The sequence below is a fragment of the Candidatus Poriferisodalis sp. genome (assembly GCF_965198245.1).
Taxonomy (GTDB): Bacteria; Actinomycetota; Acidimicrobiia; order Acidimicrobiales; family Poriferisodalaceae; genus Poriferisodalis.
Genome location: NZ_OZ240249.1, coordinates 3,259,131 through 3,279,265, shown reverse-complemented (window position 1 = coordinate 3,279,265; position 20,135 = coordinate 3,259,131). Strand labels below are relative to the sequence as shown.

Here is a 20,135-nt window from a genome sequence, read left to right as displayed (position 1 = left end):
GAGCGCCCGAGCGGCGCTGCAGCATCACAGACGCAGCCTGCCGCCTGGATCGGGTTCGATCGGCGACTGAACCAGTTGCAGGGTCGCGCCGTCGCTGAGTACTAGCTCCACCATGAGCGGTCCTGCTGAACCGACGTTGACGCTCTCTATGGTCTTGCCGATCACTGTTTCGATCTGTTCGGTCAGTTCGAATGTCCGGAACGAGTCGAAGCTCGCTATGGCAAAGCGGAAACGAGCGCGTGCGGGGATGGACAAGCCCCATCGCCGCTGCTCGATGGACTTGCGGTCGATGGTGCAGCGGTAGGTGAGATCGACGACGCATTCTGGAAACGCACCGTCTGACGGTGGCGGCAGCGGGAAGTAGCCGGCGATCCGGCCTGCTCTCAGGTCACCGTGACGCCCTGCATCGAGGTCTTCTAGCGGTACCAGCGGACTCGCTTGGAATGCGCGGTCTAGCTTGTTGTTGTCTTCGGCGATCGTCGATGCCAATTCTGGGTCGACTCCGTTTCGGATGAGCCGCGTGCGCTCCTGGTTCCACTCCTTGTCGTGGTGACAATCGTGCGTCGTCACCATGACGAGCGAGCGACCCGATGCGACGTAGATATCTTGTTCGCCGACGGCCGCACGGTCGACAGTGTTCTCGGTCTGATCGAGTCGATCCCACCTGTCGGGAACGAAGAAGTCCTTTGAGCAGACTCGCGCCACAGGGGCGATCAGGATGTCGCCCTGCTTGAGCGGACCGTCGGCCGTCTCGTAGCACTCGTCCGCCGACATTCAGATACTCCGTCGTCGGGGTCGCTCGGGAGGCGCGACGCCTGCGGGAGCCTGTGACAGATCCTGTTCGTACACGGAGGCGTCCCGAGGCGTCCCTCGACGTTCTGGTAGTCGGCTCTCACTGCGCCACGTCGCGACTGCGTTCAGATAGAGCGGGCGTCGCGTCTCGCGGGTGCGTGTCGTGACGACTGGTCCGGCCGCCAGTCCGATCCGAGCGGCTGTCTCTCGAACCTCCCAGCGGATGTCAGTGTGCCCTTCAGCAATTCGGTCCAGCAGCGCCGAGCCATCGTCCGAGGACTGGAACACCTCGCGGGCACGTTCGCCGAACTCGGCTTCGGACCATGTGGCGGTCTCCGCCAGGGTGCGCAGAGCCTCCATGCGAGACTCAGTTGGGCGAATCTCGCCAGCCACATAACCCGAGAGTGACCTCCGGTCCACTCCGATCGCACGCGCAATCTCCTGTCTGCTCAAGCCGATGCGGTGGACGACGTGATCGCGCAGTCGCTTGACCTCCACCGCAACGCTCGGAGAACCGGACCTGCTGTAAACGACCCAATCGGTAACGCCAGCGGGACCGTCGAACCGATGCGCGTCAGGCACTCCGAAGTGATCGGTCGTGCCGAAGTCCAAACACTCGCGCACCCAAGAGTTCCAGCACGAGTGGAGAAGCCTCCATTTCGCCGGTTCCTCAGTGATGTGGACCGCGGGGGTTGACGGCGCACCGAGTGTCGTCACGTAGCCGCTCCGAAGGTCGTCAGGAAATCGTCGGTCATCGCCCATCGGAAATAACGGTAGATGCGATCGGAGAAGACCTGCACTTGTTCGCGGAGCTTGGCGGGGTCGAACGGACGCTCGTCGTGGGAAGCATCGAGGTCGAGAACCCATGACGGCGTGTCCAACGGCTCCATGACGGGATCGAACGTGGCTTGGGCAGGCACGCGGCCCCAGCGCGCCCGCAGCGCTGTGCCGTCATCGAATGCGTACTGGCAGTCGGTGAGGCTGTGCTGCAGCTCAATATGTTCGGGGTCGTCCATGGTCAGCGGCCCAAGTACCTCCCGTCGCACCATCTGATGCAGCCGCTCGAAGTGCTCCGGGCCGATGCGATCCACGTATCGGACCCCGAGCCGCCGCACCTTTGACGGCGTGATCCACCTGTGGAGAGCGTGGACCAGAACCCCGAACCGTGCGACGAAGTCGGTGCGGTTCGTGTAGCGATGCGAGGCCAGCGCTAGGAACTCGGGCCCGAGCGCGACCTGCCAATCGCTGTGATCATCGGTGAAGCGCCACACCATCCCTTGCTTCTGCGCCTGCACGCCGTCCGGACCGATGACGAACTGCTGTTCCATGTCCTTGCGAAGGTCGGGATACTCAGCGCGAATCTGTTCTTGGAAATCGGCGACGAAGTGCTCCTGGGAGATCGAGGCGACAAGCGGGAACTGGACCCGGGCGACGACGAAGCTCAATGGCGAGCGCGACAGCGGTACCGAGAGGACCGGTGGGCCGAAGGGTGTGTCAACCATGGTTCCCACCTTACTTCCCAATTGTCGTGATGGGAAGTAAAGTGGGAGGTGCTCCAAGGTGAGTGCTTGCGTCCAGTGTCCACGCGGGGCCGGGCGCGTATGCCCTGCTCGTCGGCTCGGGCATCAGCGTCGCTGCTGGTCAGCAGAGTGGGATACCGCGCTGCGCGACGCGATCCTGCGCACATCCAGCCGTCGCTGCTCCACCTATTGGACAGTGCCTGTCGGCTGAGAGACCTACCGAGCGTCCGACACAGCCGACTAGCACGGTCACTGACCGCCTACGACCACTAAACCCTTGGAACTCATCATCTAGAGGAAGTGCACGGAGGAACTGCACCGAGGCGACGGCCTGCGTGACGCTGCCGGCAATACGCACCCGCAGCGCCAATGCGCTGCCGGCGACGCGCATAGTCACCGCCAATACGCTGCCGGCAGTGCGCATCGTCAGCTTGGTTCCGAGCGTCACCGAAACGCTGGCGGCCTGGGGCGCCGACCCGATCGCATGCACTCGTTTCTGCGAGCGGTCCGATCTGGAACATGTGGGCGGCACAAAGAACCCCGACATCGAGGCCATCGCCGAACTGCGACCAGACCTCGTCGTGGTCGATCGTGAGGAGAACCGCTCCGAGGACTATGACGCGCTGGTCGCCAACGGCATCGACGTCCAAGCCCTGCACGTCGCATCGCTGGACGATGTCGAGCCTGAACTCGGTCGCCTGGCGGCGCGCATCGGCGTCCAGTGGTCAGCCGAGCCGCTCCCGCAGCCGTACGCGTCGCTGGAGCACCCGTCGGGCCGCAACGTGCGCGTCTTCGTTCCGATCTGGCGCCGGCCCTACATGACCATCGGTGCACGTACGTACGGCGCTTCATTGCTCACCTGGTGCGGGGTCGACGTGGCGTTCGCCGATCGGGGCACGTACCCAACGATCGACGCCGGCGACCTGTCCGCGGACCGCTTCGACATCGTGCTCGCGCCGACGGAGCCCTACCCGTGGCACCTGCGCCATCTCGACGAGCTGGCGAAGATAGCGCCGACGCATGTGATCGACGGTCAGGACCTGTTCTGGTGGGGCACTCGTACACCCGGCGCGGTCGTGCGGGTGGCCGAAACTGTGAAACGGGCGCTGCGCCAGCAAGGACCCCCGCAGACAGCGCCAAGTAGCGTGACCGTCCAATGACGAAGGGAACAAATATGGGCACAGGACCCTTGGAAGGTGTGCGAGTCATTGAGCTGCAGGGCATCGGCCCGGGACCCTTCTGCGGGATGATGCTCTCCGACATGGGCGCAGAGGTCATCCGCATCGATCGCTCAGCCAACGTGACCGACCACGACCCTGACGCCCCGCCGATCGACGTTCTGGCCCGAGGTCGGGCCTCGATCGGGCTCGATCTCAAGAACCCTGACGGAGTCGAGGCGCTGCTGCGGCTGGTGGAGCATTCCGATGCGCTCATCGAGGGATTCCGTCCCGGTGTCATGGAGCGGCTCGGCATCGGTCCCGACGAGTGTCTGGCACGCAACCCGCGGCTGGTCTACGGCCGGATGACCGGCTGGGGCCAGGAGGGTCCGTACCACATGGGTGCCGGACACGACATCAACTACATCGCATTGGCGGGTGCGCTCGACCCCATCGGCCGCCAGGGCGAGCCGCCGATCGCGCCGCTCAACCTCGTGGGCGATTTCGGCGGGGGCGGCATGTTGCTGGCGTTCGGGGTGGCCTGCGGCCTGTTCGAGTCCCAGCGCTCGGGCCAGGGCCAGGTAGTGGACGCTGCCATGGTCGACGGCGCCGCAACGCTCATGGCCATGTTCCACTCCATGCGGGCGCTCGGCGTCTGGAACGACGAGCGGGGGACAAACCTGCTCGACACCGGCAGCCACTTCTATGACGTCTACGAATGCGCCGACGGCAAGTACATCTCGGTGGGGTCGATCGAACCGCAGTTCTACGCCGAATTGCTCCGTCTCACCGGTCTTGAGGGGGACCGGGAGTTCGCCAAGCAGAACTCACGCGGCCGGTGGCCCGAGCTCAAAGAGCGGATCGCTGAAGTCTTCAGGTCGAAGACCCGCGACGAGTGGTGCGAGATCATGGATGCCACCGACGTGTGCTTCGCCCCGGTGCTGACGTTGGCAGAGGCCCCGCAGCATCCCCACAACGTCCATCGCGAGGTGTTCTGCGAAGTGGCCGGAGTGATCCAGCCGAGTCCGTCGCCGCGATTCAGCCGCACCGTCGGGGCTGTGCAGGGGCCGCCGGCGCACTCTGGCCAGCACACCGACGAGGTGCTGGCGATTGCCGGCTATGACCCTGACGACATCGCAAAGCTGCGCGACACCGGTGCCGTCGCCTGAGACGGGGGCCGATGCGCCCAGCGCGGCCAGTGCCGGCGAGCCGGAACGCAGAGAGCCGCATGACGCGCCTGCGGGACTCGATCGCAAGCTGGTCCCGCTGTACGAAGAAGCAGCCGCAGTCGCCGACGTGTCTCCGGCGAGTGCCTGCGCGCTGGCGCGCCTGCTGCTGCGCAGCCTCATTCAGTCCCAAGGGCTTCGGGGCCGCCACCTCGTGCGCGACATCGGCGAGCTGGTATCTGCCGGAGCCCCCGTCGGGCTGCTGCGTGCGCTCGACGTAATGAAGCTGAGCGACACCGAGGCGCGCCGTCCCGGTGAGCTCAATCTCGCAAATGGTCACGGAGACGCCCAGAACCTGCTGATGTTCATTCACCTGTTCACGCAGCACGTCTCGCCGCCGGCGCGGCGAGACCATCGGCTGCAGTCGCCGCCGATGCGGGAACGCCGATCGCAACCGCCGCCGCAGCAGTGAGCGCCGGGATCTGGTCGACGGTTCACACTGCGCTGGGCTGGGCACTGGTGCTGTCGAACGGCGCTGCGGGGCTCTGGTCGCTCGGCGCAATCCGCTGGCACGCGCTGCGACATCGCAGCCTGTGGTGGTTTCTGGGGGCCGCGTGGGTCCTGGTCTTCGTGCAGCTCACCGCGGGCGTCATCCTCATGCGAGTTGCTGCCGTCGATGCCCCGGCCTTCCATGTGTTCTATGGGGCCTGCTGCGCGGTCGCGGTCCTCTTCGTCTACGCCTACCGGCAGCAACTGGCGCACCGGCGTTACGAGTTGTTCGGCCTCGGGGCGCTGTTCATCATGGGGCTCGCCATCCGGGCCATGTTTCTCGGAAGCTGACCACCGTCGCACCAACGCACACCTACAGCTCCAGGACATCTCCGCTGCTGAGGATGCGCAGCCTGACGTGAACCTCGCCAAATCTCAGGCTCTCGAGCTGGTCACGAAGAGAGAACGCGAGCTTGTCCGCTTCCCGCCCGACCACAAAGACTGCTTCTGGCCGCGGGGAGAACCCTTGGTCGGGAAAATAGCGGTGCAGCACTCTCAACCCTTGGACTAGCTGCTCGATCTGGTCCGCGTAACCAGCACCTTCCTTCAGTTCTATTGCAATGAGTCGAGCTACCGCCGCAGCTACACCGCCAACTGCGAAGTCGCACATTCTCGTCTGTTCGCCTTTCTTGATGCGGCGATAATTCGCATTGTCCGGATCAAGCTTGAGACCAAATGCGCATCGGTTGACGGCGTCCGCGACGACAAAGAGCTCGCAATTGTTCTCGCTTAGGTGCCGCCAGTCGACTGATTCAGCCCCATCGGCTAGCAGGTCCGCCTGCAGGTTGCACACTGCACACAGTGAATCCGCGCATGAAAGCAGTCTTGTGGCCTGCGGCACTACGACTCGACTGAGGTGGTCGCCAAGAGCTCGTTGATCAGATCAGCAGCGACGGCGTACTGGTCGCGCATGACCTGCGTGAATGTTGACTCATCGACGCCATCAATTCCATCAGATGTCGGCCCGCGTGCGACACACCATCCGTTCTCGCGGCTGAACTGCAGCGACCTGACCTGCGAAGGCGCGACCGTCGGAAGATCGATTGTCTTCGGCTCGCACCCTGCTGCCCTCAAACTGTGCAGCCGCATCATGTTCTTGAGCTGAGAGACGAAGAAATCCGAGTGCGTTGTGACGGTAATACGGATGCCGTGCAGGACGAGTTCCGCGATGAACGAGGCGACGCGCACTTGCATCTCGGGATGCAGGTGCGCCTCGGGTTCGTCGATAGTCAGGTGATCGACTGCCAAGTGCGGTGCCTTCAATACGAGCAGCAGTGGCGCAAGCTCGGTCAGCATCGACGACGATCGGCCCATGGGGAATGAACCCTCGGGCGTTGTTGCAACGATTGCTTCCATGCCGTTGGCCCGCTGGTCGACATCGATGGCAGCACGCAGATGCTCTTCAAAGCCGCGAATGACGGGATCGAGTGGCTGCCGGTCGCCTCCCTCTGAGGACATCATCTCCAAGATTTCTAGGACCAGCGCGAGGAAGTCAGCAGATGTCCCCGAGAGCGTTTCGATCTGTATTGGCTTGATTCCAGCCCTCGCCGATTGCCGCGCAGTCGCACCGGCGAGGACATTGTGGCTTTGCATGATGCCGGTTCTGTCGGCAGGCAGGTGAATGGCATGCCGAGGCCACGAATCGAAGAGAACGGATTGCATGCTTGGGGCAAACGGCAACCGGTAGAACCGATAGTAGGTCTCGGCGTCTCGGGAAACGCGCCGACGCATGCCTGAGTAGGAACTTCTGCCGCGCCGGATGCGCACTGGGTCAAGAGCAGTTGTAAGCCATGCCCGCGGGTCGGGAGGTGTGACGGACACATCGTCGCCGTCGAAGCGAATCTCTACTTCCCATGCCGGCTCGTGTGCTTTGATCGTCAAAAAGCAATCGGTAGCTCGCCGGCTACGCGTCTTCCTGCGTAGCTGGCTTGGCTCGGCTCCAAATGCGTAAGAAATGCCATAGCGAACCGCCCTACCGTATGACTCCAGCATCTCCATTGAGAGCTGCGTAGCCCAGCGGGCCGTGTCTTGAGTTGGATCGAATTCCCAAGATTCTTCTGCATCGTCATCGCCGTCCGGTTCGTCCAGCACTCGCGCCACCCAGTCACGGATTTGAGGTGGCGAGTCATCCATAGCGCGAAGCGGAACAGGCGAGTTCGAGGGAGCGGCATCTAGGACGCGATGTATCACCGTCGCAAAGAACGTCTTTCCGGTGTTGTTTTCGCCTGTGAGCAATGTCAGGTCAGCCACGTTGAGGTTTGCAGACCTGAGCGGTCCCAGATTCGACAGCGCCACTGAAAGGCTCACGCTGTCAGAGCGTACCGAGGGGATGTAGCGACATCGCTCCGTTGGGGCTCGCCATCCGGGCCATGTTTCTCGGAAGCTGACGGACCCGAGCACAGCGACCGCTCCTGCTGTCGCGTCGAAGTGGATCCTCAGACGCCGAGACGTTCCTCGAGCCGATCGAGCTGGCGCCGCATTTCTTTGGGAAGCCGTTCGCCCAGCGACCGGTAGTGCGTCTCGATCATGTCCATCTCTGCGCGCCAGTCGTCCTCATCGACCGTGAGCAGCGACTTGATCTGCTCGTCCGTCAGGTCGAGTCCGTCGGTGTCGATGGCCTCCGGCGGCGGCACCAGACCGATGGGGGTGGCAGTTGCTTCGCCGTGGCCTGCCACCCGCTCGAGCACCCACTTGAGCACCCGGGAGTTGTCGCCGAATCCTGGCCAGATGAACTTCCCGTCGGCATCCTTGCGGAACCAGTTGACATAAAACAGCTTGGGCAGCTGCGCGCCAGGGGTGTTGCCGATGTCGAGCCAGTGCTGGAAGTAGTCGCCGAAGTTGTAGCCGCAGAACGGCAGCATCGCGAACGGATCCCGCCGCACCTCGCCGATGGTCCCCGCCGCGGCAGCCGTCTTCTCCGACGACATCTGGGAACCCAAGAACACCCCGTGCTCCCAGTCCAGCGCCTCGGCCACCAGCGGCACCGTGGTTGCTCGCCGGCCGCCGAACAGGATTGCCGAGATCGGCACGCCAGCCGGATCCTCCCATTCGCGAGCAATCGTGGGGCACTGCGTAGCGGGAGCCGTGAAGCGGGCGTTGGGGTGAGCGGCGGGCGTGCCCACCGCAGGCGACCACTGGTTTCCGCGCCAGTCGATGAGATCGTCGGGCGGCTCAGGCGTCAGGCCCTCCCACCAGACGTCGCCATCGAGGGTCTGAGCCACGTTGGTGAACACGCAGTTGCCCCACATGGTCGCCAACGCGCTCGGGTTGGTGTCATCACCGGTGCCAGGAGCTACGCCAAAGATGCCTGCCTCGGGATTGATCGCGTGCAACCGCCCGTCGTCGCCGAACTTCATCCAGGCGATGTCGTCGCCGATGGTCTCGACCTTCCAACCCGGCAGGGTGGGAATCATCATGGCCATATTCGTCTTGCCGCAGGCCGACGGGAAAGCGGCCGCCACGTACACCGTCTCGCCTTCGGGAGGCGTCACGCCCACGATGAGCATGTGCTCGGCCAGCCAGCCCTGATCGCGCGCCATGGTCGACGCGATCCGCAGGGCGAAGCACTTCTTGCCCAGCAGGGCATTGCCGCCGTAGCCGGAGCCGTAGGACCAGATCTCGCGTGTCTCGGGGAAATGGACGATGTACTTGCGCGCCGCGTCGCAGGGCCACGGCACGTCAGGCTGGCCCGGTTCCAGCGGGGCGCCGAGCGAGTGAATGCACGGTACGAACTCGCCGTCTGCGAGCACGTCGAGCGTACCCTGGCCCATGCGGGTCATGATCCGCATGGAGGCCGCCACATAGGGCGAGTCGGTGAGCTGGACACCGATGTGGGCGATGTGCGAGCCGAGCGGGCCCATCGAGAACGGCACCACATACATCGTCCGGCCGCGCATCGAGCCGCCGAACAGCTTCAGCACCTCATCGCGCATCTCGTCGGGCGCGCGCCAGTTGTTGTTGGGGCCCGCGTCCAACTCGCGCTCGGTGCAGATGAAGGTGCGATCTTCCACCCGGGCGACATCGCCGGGGTCGGAGCGAGCGAGATAGCTGTTGGGACGTGCTTCGGGATCGAGCGGGATGAGTGTCCCTGACTCCACCATGTGGCTGCACAACTGCTGGAATTCGGCTTCGGAGCCGTCGCACCAATGGACCGCGTCGGGCCGAAGCACGCGGGCCCAATGATCGACCCAATCGATCAGCTGGCGGTTGGCAGTGGCAGGCAAGTTGTCCCACTCGCTTCGCTCATTGGCCAGTGCGGTTGCCCCGGCCTCAGATCACGCTGTCTTCCCCCCGGTGGTGATCCAGTCGGGTGTTCCCAGGTCCACCTCCGAGCCCAGACGAAGCCGTGTGGCGAGCCCCCGTTCGTCAAGGTCGAAGATCACTCGCTGGCCCTGCCGCACCATCCGAAAGATAGAGCCCTCCAAGGCGTCAAGGGCCAACTCGTGCTCTAAGCGCGTGACGTCGTCGGTAATGACGCCGACTCCCGATGCCGGGTCGTACGACTTGATGACGCCTTGCACTCGCGCCTCCAGTGGCAGGGAATCTGCAGGACTGGCGTGCCAGCCCGTGCAGCACCCGAAAGCTACCAACCGACTGCTGCGAGCGCGTTGTAGCTTCGGCGACTGTGAGCGACAGTGGGGGCGGTGCGGCTGCTGCACAGTCTGCAACTCATCTCGCCGCGCGCGCCCTGGACACGAACGCGTTCGTCGAAGCGATACGCACCTATGGCGAAGCACTCGATCAGCACCGCATCACGATCGATCGTCTCAACGTGTACCCGGTGCCCGACGGCGACACAGGCACCAACATGGCGCTGACGCTTGCAGCGGTCAGCGAGGAGCTGGATCGGGCGGGCTCTGAGCGTGCCGAGGTCTGCCAGGCCATCTCCCACGGAGCTCTCATGGGGGCGCGCGGCAACAGCGGAGTCATTGTCAGTCAGCTCTTGCGAGGACTCGCCGCCACGCTGGCTCCCTCCGACGGCGACGAGGGGGCCGCACCGATGATCGATGCCGACCTGCTCGCCCAAGGCCTGGTCGCCGCGAGCGTGGCAGCCGATCGGGCAGTCATGCGTCCGGTCGAGGGCACCATCTTGAGCGTGGCACGTGCCTCGGCCCACGCCGCGCAGCAGGCCATCGCCACCGACGAAGGCGATGATGGTTTCGAGCGCCTGGTCGGGGTGCTGGAGGAGGCGCGCCGGGCTGGTCAATCCGCACTCGAGGCGACACCGCAGCAACTGCCGGTGTTGGCCGACGCTGGGGTGGTCGATGCTGGAGCCGCTGGCTATCTGCTGCTGCTCGACGCTCTCCTCAAAGTCGTCGACGGGCGACCGCTGCCTGCCGAAGTGGACTTGCCCGCGGACGTGGCAGCCGTCATCGCACACGGCAACGCCGGCGCGAGCGTGCAGCGCGATGCCGACGATCCGGTAGCCGAACGCCGCGCCGAGATGCATAGCCATCTCGATGCCGGTGACGCTGACGGCCACGACGCGCACGACCCATCTGGCACCCGCTACGAGGTGATGTACCTGCTGGCGGCCCCGGACTCCAAGATCGACGCATTCAAGACCACCTGGGACTCCCTTGGCGACTCGATAGTGATGGTCGGCGGCGACGGCCTGTGGAACTGCCATATCCACACCGACGACATCGGTCCCGTCGTCGAGGCAGGGATCGATGCCGGACGGCCGCATCGCATCCAGATCACCGACTTGCACGAGCAGGTCGCCGAACTCGGTGCGCACGGTGCGCACGCGGGACTCGGTGCGCACGCTGGGCACGGCGACCCGGGCGCGAGTGCCGTCGCCGGCGCCGCAACCGACGACCGCCCGATGGTGGAATGTGCCGTGGTAGCGGTCTCGCCATCGGCCGGGCTCGACGAGCTCTTCGCCTCGCTGGGCTGCCACGAACTCGTCACCGGGGGCCAGACGATGAATCCCTCGACCGCCGAGCTGCTCGCGGCCGTCGAGGCGGCACCGTCGCAGCACGTCGTCGTGCTGCCCAACAACTCCAACATTGTTCCGGTCGCCCGGCAGGTCGGCGAGCACACCTCCAAGACCGTGGCGGTGGTGGCCACGACATCAGTGCCCGCCGGCCTGGCTTCCCTGATCGGCTATGACCCCGGTGTCAAGGCAGACGCCAATGCCGCATCGATGGGCGACACTGCGGCCCTGGTCGCGGCGGGCGAGGTGACCCAAGCCGTGCGCGACACCGCGGCGCCGACCGGTCCTGTCACCGCTGGACAATGGATTGGCCTGGACTCGAACGGAATTGCGGCTGCAGGCGAGACTGCCGCTGATGCTGCCGTTGGCTTGCTCGCACACCTGCTGCAACCAGAGCACGAGATCTTGACGCTGATCGAAGGCGCCAGCGCTCAGGCGGGAGAAACCGACGAAGTGGTCTCGTGGCTCGCGCAGCACTGGCCCGATGTCGAAGTCGAACGGCACATCGGCGGCCAGGACCACTACCCGTATCTGTTCGGCATCGAATGAACGCTCGCCGTCGCGGCCAGCCCATCGGGGGCCGGGCTGAGGGCGTGGTCGAAGCCGACGAGACCGATCCGCAGCCCGCGGCGGCGAAGGACCCGCTGACGCTGCGCGAACTCGACGCGATCGGCGTCGAACGACTCAACGGCGTCGGCCCGCACCGCCGTAAGGCCCTGCGCGATGTTGGCGTCGAGTCGGTGTTCGACTTGATCACCTACTACCCCCGGCGCTATGTGGACCGCACGGCCCAAGCCCCGATCAGCGAGGCGACGATCGGCGCCGAGATCACTGTCGTGGCCGATGTGGCCGCAGCGTCGAGCCGCCGCCTGCGTGGCGGCCGACAGCTTGTGTCCGTCGAGGTTGGCGATGCCAGCGGCTCCATGAGCGTGGTGTTCTTCAACCAGGCGTGGCGGGAGCGCCAGCTCGCCGAGGGACTCACCGTTGCACTGTTCGGCAAGGTGGAGAACTACCGGGGGCGCAAGCAGATGACGAACCCTGTGGTCGACCTGCTCGGGGATCGCACCGGCAAGATCGTGCCGGTGTATCCCCAGTCCGAGACCGCTGGCATCGCCACGTGGGATGTCGCGAGCTGGGTCGCGGAGGCGCGGCGGCGCTGCTCGCCTCGGGGCATTGCCGATCCACTGCCGAGGTGGCTGCGAACCCGGCTGGGACTCACCGAGCGGTCCCGGGCCTTCGCTGACATTCACGAGCCGTCTTCGATGGCCGAGCGCACCACAGCGCGAAATCGTCTCGTGTTCGATGAACTGCTGCGAGTCCAGCTTGTGCTGCGGAGCCAGCGCTTGGCGCGCGAGGCACACGAGCTCGGCATCGCGCACGACCCATCCGGCAATCTCGTCGATGCGTTCCATCGACGCCTGCCGTACGCCCTGACAGGTGCACAGCAGCGAACCATGGCCGAGATTGACGCCGACGTGAGCACCGTGCGTCCGATGCACCGGCTGTTGCAGGGCGACGTTGGTTCTGGCAAGACGCTGGTAGCGCTGCACGCATTGCTCGTCGCCGTACAGAACAACCATCAAAGTGCGCTCATGGCGCCCACCGAAGTGCTGGCCGAACAGCACTTCATCGCTGTGCGGGCATTGCTCGACGGTTTCGAAGTGCCCGATGGTGCACGACTCAGCGGAACACGGCCGCTGAACCTGCGCCTGCTCAGCGGTTCGGGCTCGGCAACGCATCGCCGCGAGGTGCTGGTGGAGATAGCGACGGGGACCGCAGACATCGTTGTCGGCACGCACGCCCTGCTTCAAGAATCAGTGAAGTTCGGCTCGCTCAGCGTCGTCGTTGTGGATGAGCAGCACCGGTTTGGCGTGTCGCAGCGTGCACGGCTCCGCGAGAGCGGGCGCGACGACCGCCGTCTCCCTCACCTGCTGGTCATGACGGCTACACCCATCCCGCGCACCGCCGCGATGACGGTGTACGGCGACCTCGATGTCTCGGTGCTCGACGAACTTCCGCCGGGCAGGACGCCCGTGGTGACTCATTGGGTGCGTGGGCCCCTTGCCGCCGAAGCCATGTGGTCCAGCGTGCGCACCGAGATCGAAGCCGGTCGTCAGGCCTACGTGGTGTGTCCGCTGATCACCGAGAGCGAGAGCCTCGACGCGCGCTCGGCCGAGCAAATGCATGCGGAGCTGGTGGCGGGCTCTCTCGCCGGCCTGCGGGTCGGCCTGCTGCACGGGCGCATGCCATCGGCCGACAAGGAATCGGTGATGGCCCGGTTCCGAGCAGCAGATCTCGACGCGCTGGTCGCGACGACGGTCATCGAGGTTGGGATCGACGTGCCGAACGCGACCGTGATGGTCGTGCTGTCCGCAGATCGATTCGGCATCGCACAGCTGCACCAATTGAGGGGTCGGGTGGGTCGCGGCAGTCATTCGTCGGCGTGCTATCTCGTGAGCGACGACGATCCGACCCCCACCGCCGTCGAGCGGCTGACTGCGCTCTACGAGTCATCCGACGGGTTCGAGTTGGCCGAGCGTGACCTCGAACTGCGCGGCGAGGGCACGCTGTTCGACGAACGGCAATCGGGACGCAGCGACTTGAAGCTGGCGTCGCTGGCCCGTGACCTGCACTGGGTGCAGGCTGCCCGCGACGCGGCCACTGAACTTATTGAGGCCGACGGGGATCTTGATGACCACCCGGCGCTGGTTGATGAGATCGACTGGTTTTCCAGTCGCCGCGATTCCGACTACTTGCAGCGCAGCTAGAAGCTGACCGCTCACCCCTCGGCAGCGGCCTCGTCGTTACGCAGCAAGACCGTGACGACGGGCGTGCCGTAGCGGCGTACCCGAGAAGTGCGCCAGCGGTGGTCGGGAGCGGGTGTGATCTCGTGATCCGACTCGCAGATCAGCACCTGGGCGTTCACCGCACGGAGAAGATCGTTCCAGCCATCGAATCGGTAGGGCGGGTCGGCAAAGGCCAAGTCCACCGGGTCCCGGGGTCCGGCCAAGAATCCCTGAGCGTCGGATCGAACCACCGTGGCCCGTTCGGTGAGTCCGAGCGCGGCCAGGTTCGCATCAATGGTCCGGCAAGCGGTCGCGTCCGAGTCCACGAACGTGACATGCACGGCGTTTCGCGACAGCGCCTCGATGCCGAGTGCGCCTGAGCCGGCGAACAGGTCCAGCACGGTGGCGCCGTCCGGCGGCTGCAGGCTCACGAGCATGTTGAAGATGGCCTCGCGGGCCCGATCGGAAGTCGGCCGGATCGCATCGCTGGCGGGAGTCTCGAGGCGGCGACCGCCCAACGCCCCGCCGACGACACGCATGGCGTCACCGTAGGCGGCACGCCTACGTTGTGGCAGCAGGCGGCACGCCTACGTTGTGGCAGCAGGCGGCACGCCTACGGTGTGGCAGCAGGCGGCAAAACCGGCGCGTGAGACACTGCGGTAGTGGCGATCCCCCCGAATGCGCATGGCGACATGGGTGGCGTCGAGGTGCCCGCAGAGATCATCTGTGTCGACTGCGGCGGGCGCTGCGGCCTCCTGAACCTGCCCGAGCCGGACTGGGGCTTCGGGCCCGGAGACGTCGCCACCTACCGCTGTGCTGACTGCGGCGACCGCTGGGACCTCATCGTCTCCGACGCTGATACATCCGGTTGAGCACATCCGGTTGAGCACATCCGGTTGAGCACATCCGGCCGGGTGTATCCAGCTGGGCACTTGCTGCCGGGGGTCCCTCGATTCCCGACCGCCGCGCGGTACGGTCGCCCCACTGGACACGGATCGATCCGGAGGAGCCGTTTTCGGTGGTCATGGCGATGTATCCAGGCTCGTTCGATCCTGTGCACAACGGGCATCTTGACGTGATTGCGGCGGCATCTCGGCTGTTCGATTCGGTCGTTGTGGCGGCCATGCGGAATCCGTCCAAGGCCACGCCCTTGTTCTCTGACGACGAGCGTGTCGAAATGATCACCGAGTCGACCGGCTACCTCGGCAACGTCGCGGTGGTGCAGTTCGGAGAACTGGTTGTGGACCTCGCCCAACGCCTCGGTGCCGATGTCATCGTGAAGGGGCTTCGCAGCCAGAGTGACTTCGAGTCTGAACTTCGCATGGCGCACATGAATCACTCAGTCACAGGCGTCGAGACCGTCTTCGTCCCGCCCCGTACTGAGCATCTCTTCATCGCCGCCAACTACATCCGGGAGATCACCAAGTTCGGCGGCGACTGCTCGCATCTGGTGCCGCCCCCGGTGGCCGATCGACTCCGGCAGCGCATAGCGCAGGAGGCAGCCACATGAGCATGTCTGAAGGGGGCGTCGAGGCGCCACCGCAGCCGTATGCGCACCCGGGAGTGCCACAACCGCTAACCCCGTTCGGGACCGAAGCTGCGCCTACCGAGGAAACTCCGACGCCGTCGCAGTCTCGCAATCCGGGAACGCTGGCGCCCCGCCGCCCCTCGGTCACGGCTGAGCAGTTCATCCGTGAGGCCGTGGAGATCATCGACGCCGCACGGCCGATGCCGCTGTCCACCTCGGTCATGATCAACCGCGACGAGGTAATGACGTTGCTCGAGTCTGCGCTGGCAGCCGTGCCCGACGAGACCCGGCAGGCCCGCTGGCTGCTTCGAGAGCGCGACGAGGTGCTTGCCCAGGCGCGTGTCGACGCCAACCTGGTCATCGATGAAGCACGCAGCCGCGTGGCCCATATGGTCCAGCGCACCGAGGTCGTGCGCAGCGCGGAGCGCCGTGCACGCCAGTTGCTCGACGACGCGCAGATCCAGACCCGTCGCCGCCGCCATGAAGTCGACGAGTACTGCGAGCGGCAACTCGCGCAATTTGCGAGCGCAGTCGACCAGATCCAGATCGCTGTGCAGGCGGCGCGGCGCAAACTCGGCAAGCGTGTCGCCACGCCGTTGGCGCCCGCATCGCCGATTGCTCCACCTGTACCGAACGGAGGACCTGCCGTCGGCACCAGAGCCCCGCGGATCTCCGCCAGCGGTCCCGACACACACCCGGTGGTTTTTGACCAGGATCAGACGTGAGCCGCAGGGACCCCAAGCGGTCCCTGTCGGTGCCCCTGCGACTGGTCGGCGACGGGGAGCTCGAGTGGTCTGCGACGGTGGCAGCCTCGGACCTGGCCGAGCGTGACTCACCGGACGCCCTGCGCATCGCCGATGTGGAGGTGCCGCTCGACAGCGCCGTCGGTGTGGAGCTGGCGCTGGAGCGCATCAGCGGTGGACTCAGCGTCGCGGGCCAGCTCACCGCGACCTGGAAGGGTCCGTGCGCCCGTTGCTGGCTACCGATCGACGGCGAGGTACGCACGACAATCCGCGAAGTGTTCACCGCTGAACCCCGCGAAGGGGAGCAATACCGACTCGATCCCGAACACGCCGATCTCGTTCCAATGGTGCGGGAGGCGGTCCTGCTGGAGCTGCCCATCGAGGCGATCCCGTGCCCGCACGCCGATCCATGCCCGAATCTCCCGTCGGAACTCGCACCAGCTCACGACGATTCGGTTCACGACGATTCGGTTCACGACGATTCGGTTCACGACGATGCGGCGCTCGACGACTCGGCCGAACTCGCAGATCCGCGCTGGGCGGCACTGGAAGCGCTGCGGGGCCACCCAGACGAGTCCTCCTGAGGATGCTCGCCGGGTCGGTTCGGAGAGCCCTGATGGCTAGGCTGCTTCGATCGCGACCCGTCGGCACCGCATGGCGGTGCATCACCGTGGGCCGCAATTCCTTCGCTGGCACCAGTGCCGCCCCAGGCTGCGGCAAAGCCCCACAGCCGCCATTGCTCGAGGAGTTCAGCTGTGGCAGTCCCCAAGAAGAAGACCTCCAAGAGCAAGACGAGATCGCGTCGCGCAGCAGCGTGGCGGCTCTCGGAACCACCACGGAGCCTGTGTCCTCGGTGCAGCGCCGCGAAGCTGCCCCACCGGGTCTGCGGTCAATGCGGCTGGTACGGCGGCCGTCAAGCCCTCGACATCGCCTGAACATAGATCGGCGTCGGGGCTGATGACGCTGCCGGTCGCTGTCGACGCCATGGGCGGCGATCATGCACCCGGCGCGGTCGTCGAGGGGGCGCTGGACGCAGTACGGGAGGGCCTCGACGTCGTCCTCGTGGGGCGTCGCGACGCGATCGTTGCTGCCGGCGGCGACTCGCTCGACATCATCGCGGCCTCCGAGGTCATCGAGATGTCCGAGGAGCCGAGCCGCGCCGTGCGGACAAAGAAGGACTCTTCGATCGCCCGCGCTGTCAATGCCGTACGCGACGGCGAGGCCTCGGCGGTGGTGAGCGCCGGGAACACTGGCGCAGTCGCAGCGGCGGCTCTCTTGCGGCTGAAACGCCTGCCTGGAGTCGCCCGGCCCGCCATCGCGACCGCGTTTCCCGTGCCCGGCGGCGGCACGGAACGCGTCTTGCTCGACTCAGGCGCCATGGCCGACTGCAATGCCCAATGGCTGCACCAGTTCGCCCGCCTCGGCTCGGCATATAGCCGCATCCGTTTCGGTGTGGCAGCACCGAGTGTCGGGCTGCTCTCGATCGGCGAGGAGCCCGAGAAGGGCAACCTGCTTGTCAAGGAGACCCACAAGCTGCTCGCGGCCGACAGCGAGATCGATTTCTTCGGCAACATCGAGGGGCGCGACGTCCTCGATGGTCCCGTCGACGTCGTAGTCACTGATGGCTTCACCGGGAATGTGCTGCTGAAGTCCCTCGAGGGCACGGCATCGTTCTTTGTCCGGCTGATTCTGGAACGGCTCTCCGAAGGCGGGCCAGCGGGTGCCGAAGCGCTCCGCCTGCTTGCGCCGCTCGCCGACGAAATGAGCCCCGACAGCGTCGGGGGGGCGATGCTGCTCGGCGTGCGGGGAGTCTGCGTGATCGCGCACGGCTCGTCGAGCCCCAGAGCGGTGACGAACGCCATCAGGGTGGCTCACCGCATGGTCGAGGCGGACCTGTTGGGCGAGCTCGCAGCCGTCAGCCTCCCATCTCCTTTGGTTGACCACCGGTAGGCTGGCCCGCGCATCCGCAGAATGGATAGCCCGGATAGCCCAGACCTGTCCGTTGTGCCAGAACGACGCCGAGGTGGCGTCGAAACGCCCCCGGGGCAGGAGTCGCCATGCCCGCTGAAACTCATGTGCGCCAGAATCCGCCCGAGCGTGAGGAGGTCTTGGATCTCATTCGCAATCAGCTCGCCGACATCTTGGAGTTGGAACCTTCTCAAGTGGCCGAGTCCGCTTCCTTCGTGGACGATCTCGGTGCAGACTCGCTGGCGTTGATCGAGCTTGTCGAAGCGTTGGAAGAAGAGCTCTCGGATCGCACGGTGGGATTCCGCATCGAAGACGAGGACCTCGAAGACCTCAAGACTGTGCGCGATGCCATCGACTATGTGATGGAGCGCGTCGACTGACGTGGAGATTGCTGTCGCCGAACGTGCCTCCCACGACAGCTTCGCGGAGCGTGTCGGGCATCACTTCACTGACGCCAGCCTTCTGACCGAGGCCCTCTCGCACCGAAGCTGGTGCCACGAGCACAACGGCGCGGCGGACCCTGACCATCGCGCCACGTCCAATGAGCGCTTGGAATTCCTGGGCGACGCCGTGCTGGGGCTCTGCGTCTGCGAGGTTGCCATGACCAACTCGCCCGAACTCGGCCCGGGCGAACTGAGCGCTGTGAGGTCGGCCATTGTGAGCGCCGAGGCTTTGGCGGACGCAGCCCGAGACTGCGGCCTGGGACCGGCGCTGTTGCTCGGTCGCGGTGAGGTGGCGACCGGGGGAGCCGACAAGGCGTCGATCCTGGCTGACGCACTCGAAGCGGTGCTGGGTGCGGTGTATCTCGACGGTGGCCTCGACGCGGCTCGCAGCGCCGTGCAACGTCTCCTGGGCCCACGTATCGCGGAGGCAGCGGTCGAACCTGGCGCTGGCGAGGCCAAGACCCGATTCCAGGAACTCGTGGCTCGGCGCTATGGAACCGAACCCACCTACGAGGTGTTGAGTTCCGGACCCGCGCACAGTCCACGTTTCGTAGCCGAAGCGCGGATCAATGCGGACGTTTGGGGTCGTGGAGAGGGTCTGACGAAACGAGCCGCGGAGCGTCGCGCAGCGCAAGCTGCGTGCCTGCGATTGATCAAAGACCGCAGTGACCGACCGACAATTGCGGAGGAGCCCGCCCATGGCTGAATTGCCAGAGATCGAGATCGCTCGACGCGATCTCGACAAGGAGATCGCGGGCCGCCGGATCAAGATTGTCGATGTCCCCGGCACCAAGAAATCGCTGCCCGCGATGCGCTCGAAGCAGCAGTTTGCCGATCTCCTCGTCGGCAAGAAGATCCTGTCTGTGGCACGAGATGGCACGCTGCTGCTTTTTGACCTCGGCCCAGACGAGGTCATGGTGGTGCGCCTCGGTGCCACTGGCTCGTTGCGTCGGGCCACCTCAAGAACGCCGCAGATCCCCGGTACCAAGGTGGTGCTCGGCTTCACCACCGGCGGTCAGTTGCGCGTACTCGACTCGGGTGCCGATGTGACGATGCGCGTGATCGCGAGAGCCCGTTACCACAAGGTGTACCCATCCCAGGCCGACTTGGGATTCGACCCGGTGGACATGCCGATGCCATGGACCGACTTCGCTCTCATGCTGCGAGGTCGTTCTGACACCATTCGGGACCTGCTGCTGGACCCGACGTTCGTCGTGGGGCTGGGGCCGCTGTACTCCGATGAGATACTGCACGCGGCTCGCCTGGGGTATGCGCGCCTTGCGAGAGAGCTGAACACCCAGGAGGTCCGGCGGCTCTACCGCGCCATCGTCGAGACGGTTCATAACTCGATCAAGTACCGGGGCGCCTCGGTCGGCGGTCATCGCGACATCTTCGGCAAGGCAGGCGGCTTCGATTCGTACCTCGAGGTCTATGGACGGGCAGGGGAGCGATGCCGCAATGGCCGGGGCGATGTCCTCACGGCTGTCATCCGGGGCATGACGCACCACTACTGCGACTATCAGGTGTAGACGTCAACTTCGGCAC

The 20,135-nt window shown here is 65.5% G+C and carries 23 protein-coding genes; 15 read left to right on the top strand and 8 right to left on the bottom strand.

The features are described 5' to 3' along the window. Nucleotides 1-24: 24 nt before the first annotated feature. From ACOCMM_RS14620 to ACOCMM_RS14610, 3 genes are read right to left on the bottom strand one after another with little or no spacing between them, the layout of a single operon-like run. On the bottom strand, nt 25-774 hold the full coding sequence (locus ACOCMM_RS14620) for a hypothetical protein (RefSeq protein WP_419553865.1): 750 nt from the start codon (nt 772-774) through the stop codon (nt 25-27). Next, nucleotides 775-1,554 (bottom strand): helix-turn-helix domain-containing protein, encoded by a 780-nt coding sequence (locus tag ACOCMM_RS14615; RefSeq protein WP_419553864.1) that lies wholly within the window; start codon nt 1,552-1,554, stop codon nt 775-777. Then, nucleotides 1,506-2,294: a TIGR04255 family protein gene (locus ACOCMM_RS14610; protein WP_419553863.1), complete on the bottom strand. Its 789-nt coding sequence runs from the start codon at nt 2,292-2,294 to the stop codon at nt 1,506-1,508. Before ACOCMM_RS14610 ends, ACOCMM_RS14615 begins: the two co-directional genes overlap by 49 nt. A gap of 353 nt (nt 2,295-2,647) precedes the next feature. Between ACOCMM_RS14610 and ACOCMM_RS14605 the strand changes: the two genes are divergently transcribed. From ACOCMM_RS14605 to ACOCMM_RS14590, 4 genes are read left to right on the top strand one after another with little or no spacing between them, the layout of a single operon-like run. Next, the gene (locus ACOCMM_RS14605; RefSeq protein ID WP_419553862.1) at nt 2,648-3,472 is read left to right on the top strand and encodes a helical backbone metal receptor; all 825 of its coding nucleotides are present in this window, start codon (nt 2,648-2,650) and stop codon (nt 3,470-3,472) included. Between the two features lie 14 nt (nt 3,473-3,486). Next, nucleotides 3,487-4,638 carry a CaiB/BaiF CoA transferase family protein gene (locus ACOCMM_RS14600; protein ID WP_419554893.1) on the top strand — a complete coding sequence of 384 codons (1,152 nt, stop codon included), beginning with the start codon at nt 3,487-3,489 and terminating at the stop codon, nt 4,636-4,638. Then, nucleotides 4,625-5,107 (top strand): hypothetical protein, encoded by a 483-nt coding sequence (locus ACOCMM_RS14595; RefSeq protein WP_419553861.1) that lies wholly within the window; start codon nt 4,625-4,627, stop codon nt 5,105-5,107. The genes ACOCMM_RS14600 and ACOCMM_RS14595 overlap by 14 nt, the downstream gene beginning before the upstream one ends. Beyond that, nucleotides 5,104-5,475 (top strand): hypothetical protein, encoded by a 372-nt coding sequence (locus ACOCMM_RS14590; protein WP_419553860.1) that lies wholly within the window; start codon nt 5,104-5,106, stop codon nt 5,473-5,475. The genes ACOCMM_RS14595 and ACOCMM_RS14590 overlap by 4 nt, the downstream gene beginning before the upstream one ends. Nucleotides 5,476-5,497: 22 nt before the next feature. Here the strand turns inward: ACOCMM_RS14590 and ACOCMM_RS14585 are convergent, their stop codons facing one another. From ACOCMM_RS14585 to ACOCMM_RS14570, 4 genes are all read right to left on the bottom strand, one after another. After that, nucleotides 5,498-6,025 (bottom strand): hypothetical protein, encoded by a 528-nt coding sequence (locus ACOCMM_RS14585; RefSeq protein ID WP_419553859.1) that lies wholly within the window; start codon nt 6,023-6,025, stop codon nt 5,498-5,500. Continuing rightward, entirely contained in the window at nt 6,025-6,645 is a 621-nt protein-coding gene (locus ACOCMM_RS14580; protein ID WP_419553858.1) for an AAA family ATPase, read from the bottom strand. The genes ACOCMM_RS14585 and ACOCMM_RS14580 overlap by 1 nt, the downstream gene beginning before the upstream one ends. A 974-nt stretch (nt 6,646-7,619) precedes the next feature. Next, complete coding sequence (locus ACOCMM_RS14575) at nt 7,620-9,437, bottom strand: phosphoenolpyruvate carboxykinase (GTP) (RefSeq protein ID WP_419554892.1); 1,818 nt, start codon at nt 9,435-9,437, stop codon at nt 7,620-7,622. Nucleotides 9,438-9,458: 21 nt separating this feature from the next. Then, nucleotides 9,459-9,704 (bottom strand): hypothetical protein, encoded by a 246-nt coding sequence (locus ACOCMM_RS14570; RefSeq protein ID WP_419553857.1) that lies wholly within the window; start codon nt 9,702-9,704, stop codon nt 9,459-9,461. Nucleotides 9,705-9,808: 104 nt separating this feature from the next. On the opposite strand from ACOCMM_RS14570, the gene ACOCMM_RS14565 reads away from it, so the two are divergent. Both ACOCMM_RS14565 and recG read left to right on the top strand, forming a co-directional pair. Further along, a complete protein-coding gene (locus tag ACOCMM_RS14565; RefSeq protein WP_419553856.1) occupies nt 9,809-11,671 on the top strand; it encodes a DAK2 domain-containing protein in 1,863 nt (620 codons plus the stop codon). Next, nucleotides 11,668-13,890, top strand: a complete 2,223-nt coding sequence (gene recG, locus ACOCMM_RS14560; RefSeq protein ID WP_419553855.1) for an ATP-dependent DNA helicase RecG — start codon at nt 11,668-11,670, stop codon at nt 13,888-13,890. The genes ACOCMM_RS14565 and recG overlap by 4 nt, the downstream gene beginning before the upstream one ends. A gap of 11 nt (nt 13,891-13,901) precedes the next feature. Here the strand turns inward: recG and rsmD are convergent, their stop codons facing one another. Next, nucleotides 13,902-14,447: a 16S rRNA (guanine(966)-N(2))-methyltransferase RsmD gene (gene rsmD, locus ACOCMM_RS14555; protein WP_419553854.1), complete on the bottom strand. Its 546-nt coding sequence runs from the start codon at nt 14,445-14,447 to the stop codon at nt 13,902-13,904. A 123-nt stretch (nt 14,448-14,570) separates the two neighbouring features. On the opposite strand from rsmD, the gene ACOCMM_RS14550 reads away from it, so the two are divergent. From ACOCMM_RS14550 to ACOCMM_RS14510, 9 genes are all read left to right on the top strand, one after another. Continuing rightward, complete coding sequence (locus tag ACOCMM_RS14550) at nt 14,571-14,780, top strand: hypothetical protein (protein ID WP_419553853.1); 210 nt, start codon at nt 14,571-14,573, stop codon at nt 14,778-14,780. Between the two features lie 152 nt (nt 14,781-14,932). After that, nucleotides 14,933-15,418, top strand: a complete 486-nt coding sequence (gene coaD, locus ACOCMM_RS14545; protein WP_419553852.1) for a pantetheine-phosphate adenylyltransferase — start codon at nt 14,933-14,935, stop codon at nt 15,416-15,418. Then, nucleotides 15,415-16,161, top strand: coding sequence for a hypothetical protein (locus tag ACOCMM_RS14540; RefSeq protein WP_419553851.1), 747 nt, complete (start codon nt 15,415-15,417; stop codon nt 16,159-16,161). The genes coaD and ACOCMM_RS14540 overlap by 4 nt, the downstream gene beginning before the upstream one ends. Next, entirely contained in the window at nt 16,158-16,763 is a 606-nt protein-coding gene (locus ACOCMM_RS14535; protein ID WP_419553850.1) for a YceD family protein, read from the top strand. The genes ACOCMM_RS14540 and ACOCMM_RS14535 overlap by 4 nt, the downstream gene beginning before the upstream one ends. Before the next feature lie 114 nt (nt 16,764-16,877). Further along, complete coding sequence (gene rpmF, locus ACOCMM_RS14530; RefSeq protein WP_419553849.1) at nt 16,878-17,114, top strand: 50S ribosomal protein L32; 237 nt, start codon at nt 16,878-16,880, stop codon at nt 17,112-17,114. Between the two features lie 22 nt (nt 17,115-17,136). After that, nucleotides 17,137-18,129, top strand: coding sequence for a phosphate acyltransferase PlsX (gene plsX, locus ACOCMM_RS14525; RefSeq protein ID WP_419553848.1), 993 nt, complete (start codon nt 17,137-17,139; stop codon nt 18,127-18,129). A gap of 107 nt (nt 18,130-18,236) precedes the next feature. Next, nucleotides 18,237-18,527 (top strand): phosphopantetheine-binding protein, encoded by a 291-nt coding sequence (locus ACOCMM_RS14520; RefSeq protein WP_419553847.1) that lies wholly within the window; start codon nt 18,237-18,239, stop codon nt 18,525-18,527. A gap of 1 nt (nt 18,528) precedes the next feature. Further along, nucleotides 18,529-19,296 carry a ribonuclease III gene (gene rnc / locus ACOCMM_RS14515; RefSeq protein ID WP_419553846.1) on the top strand — a complete coding sequence of 256 codons (768 nt, stop codon included), beginning with the start codon at nt 18,529-18,531 and terminating at the stop codon, nt 19,294-19,296. Then, nucleotides 19,289-20,119, top strand: a complete 831-nt coding sequence (locus ACOCMM_RS14510; protein ID WP_419553845.1) for a DNA-formamidopyrimidine glycosylase family protein — start codon at nt 19,289-19,291, stop codon at nt 20,117-20,119. The genes rnc and ACOCMM_RS14510 overlap by 8 nt, the downstream gene beginning before the upstream one ends. Nucleotides 20,120-20,135: the final 16 nt, after the last annotated feature.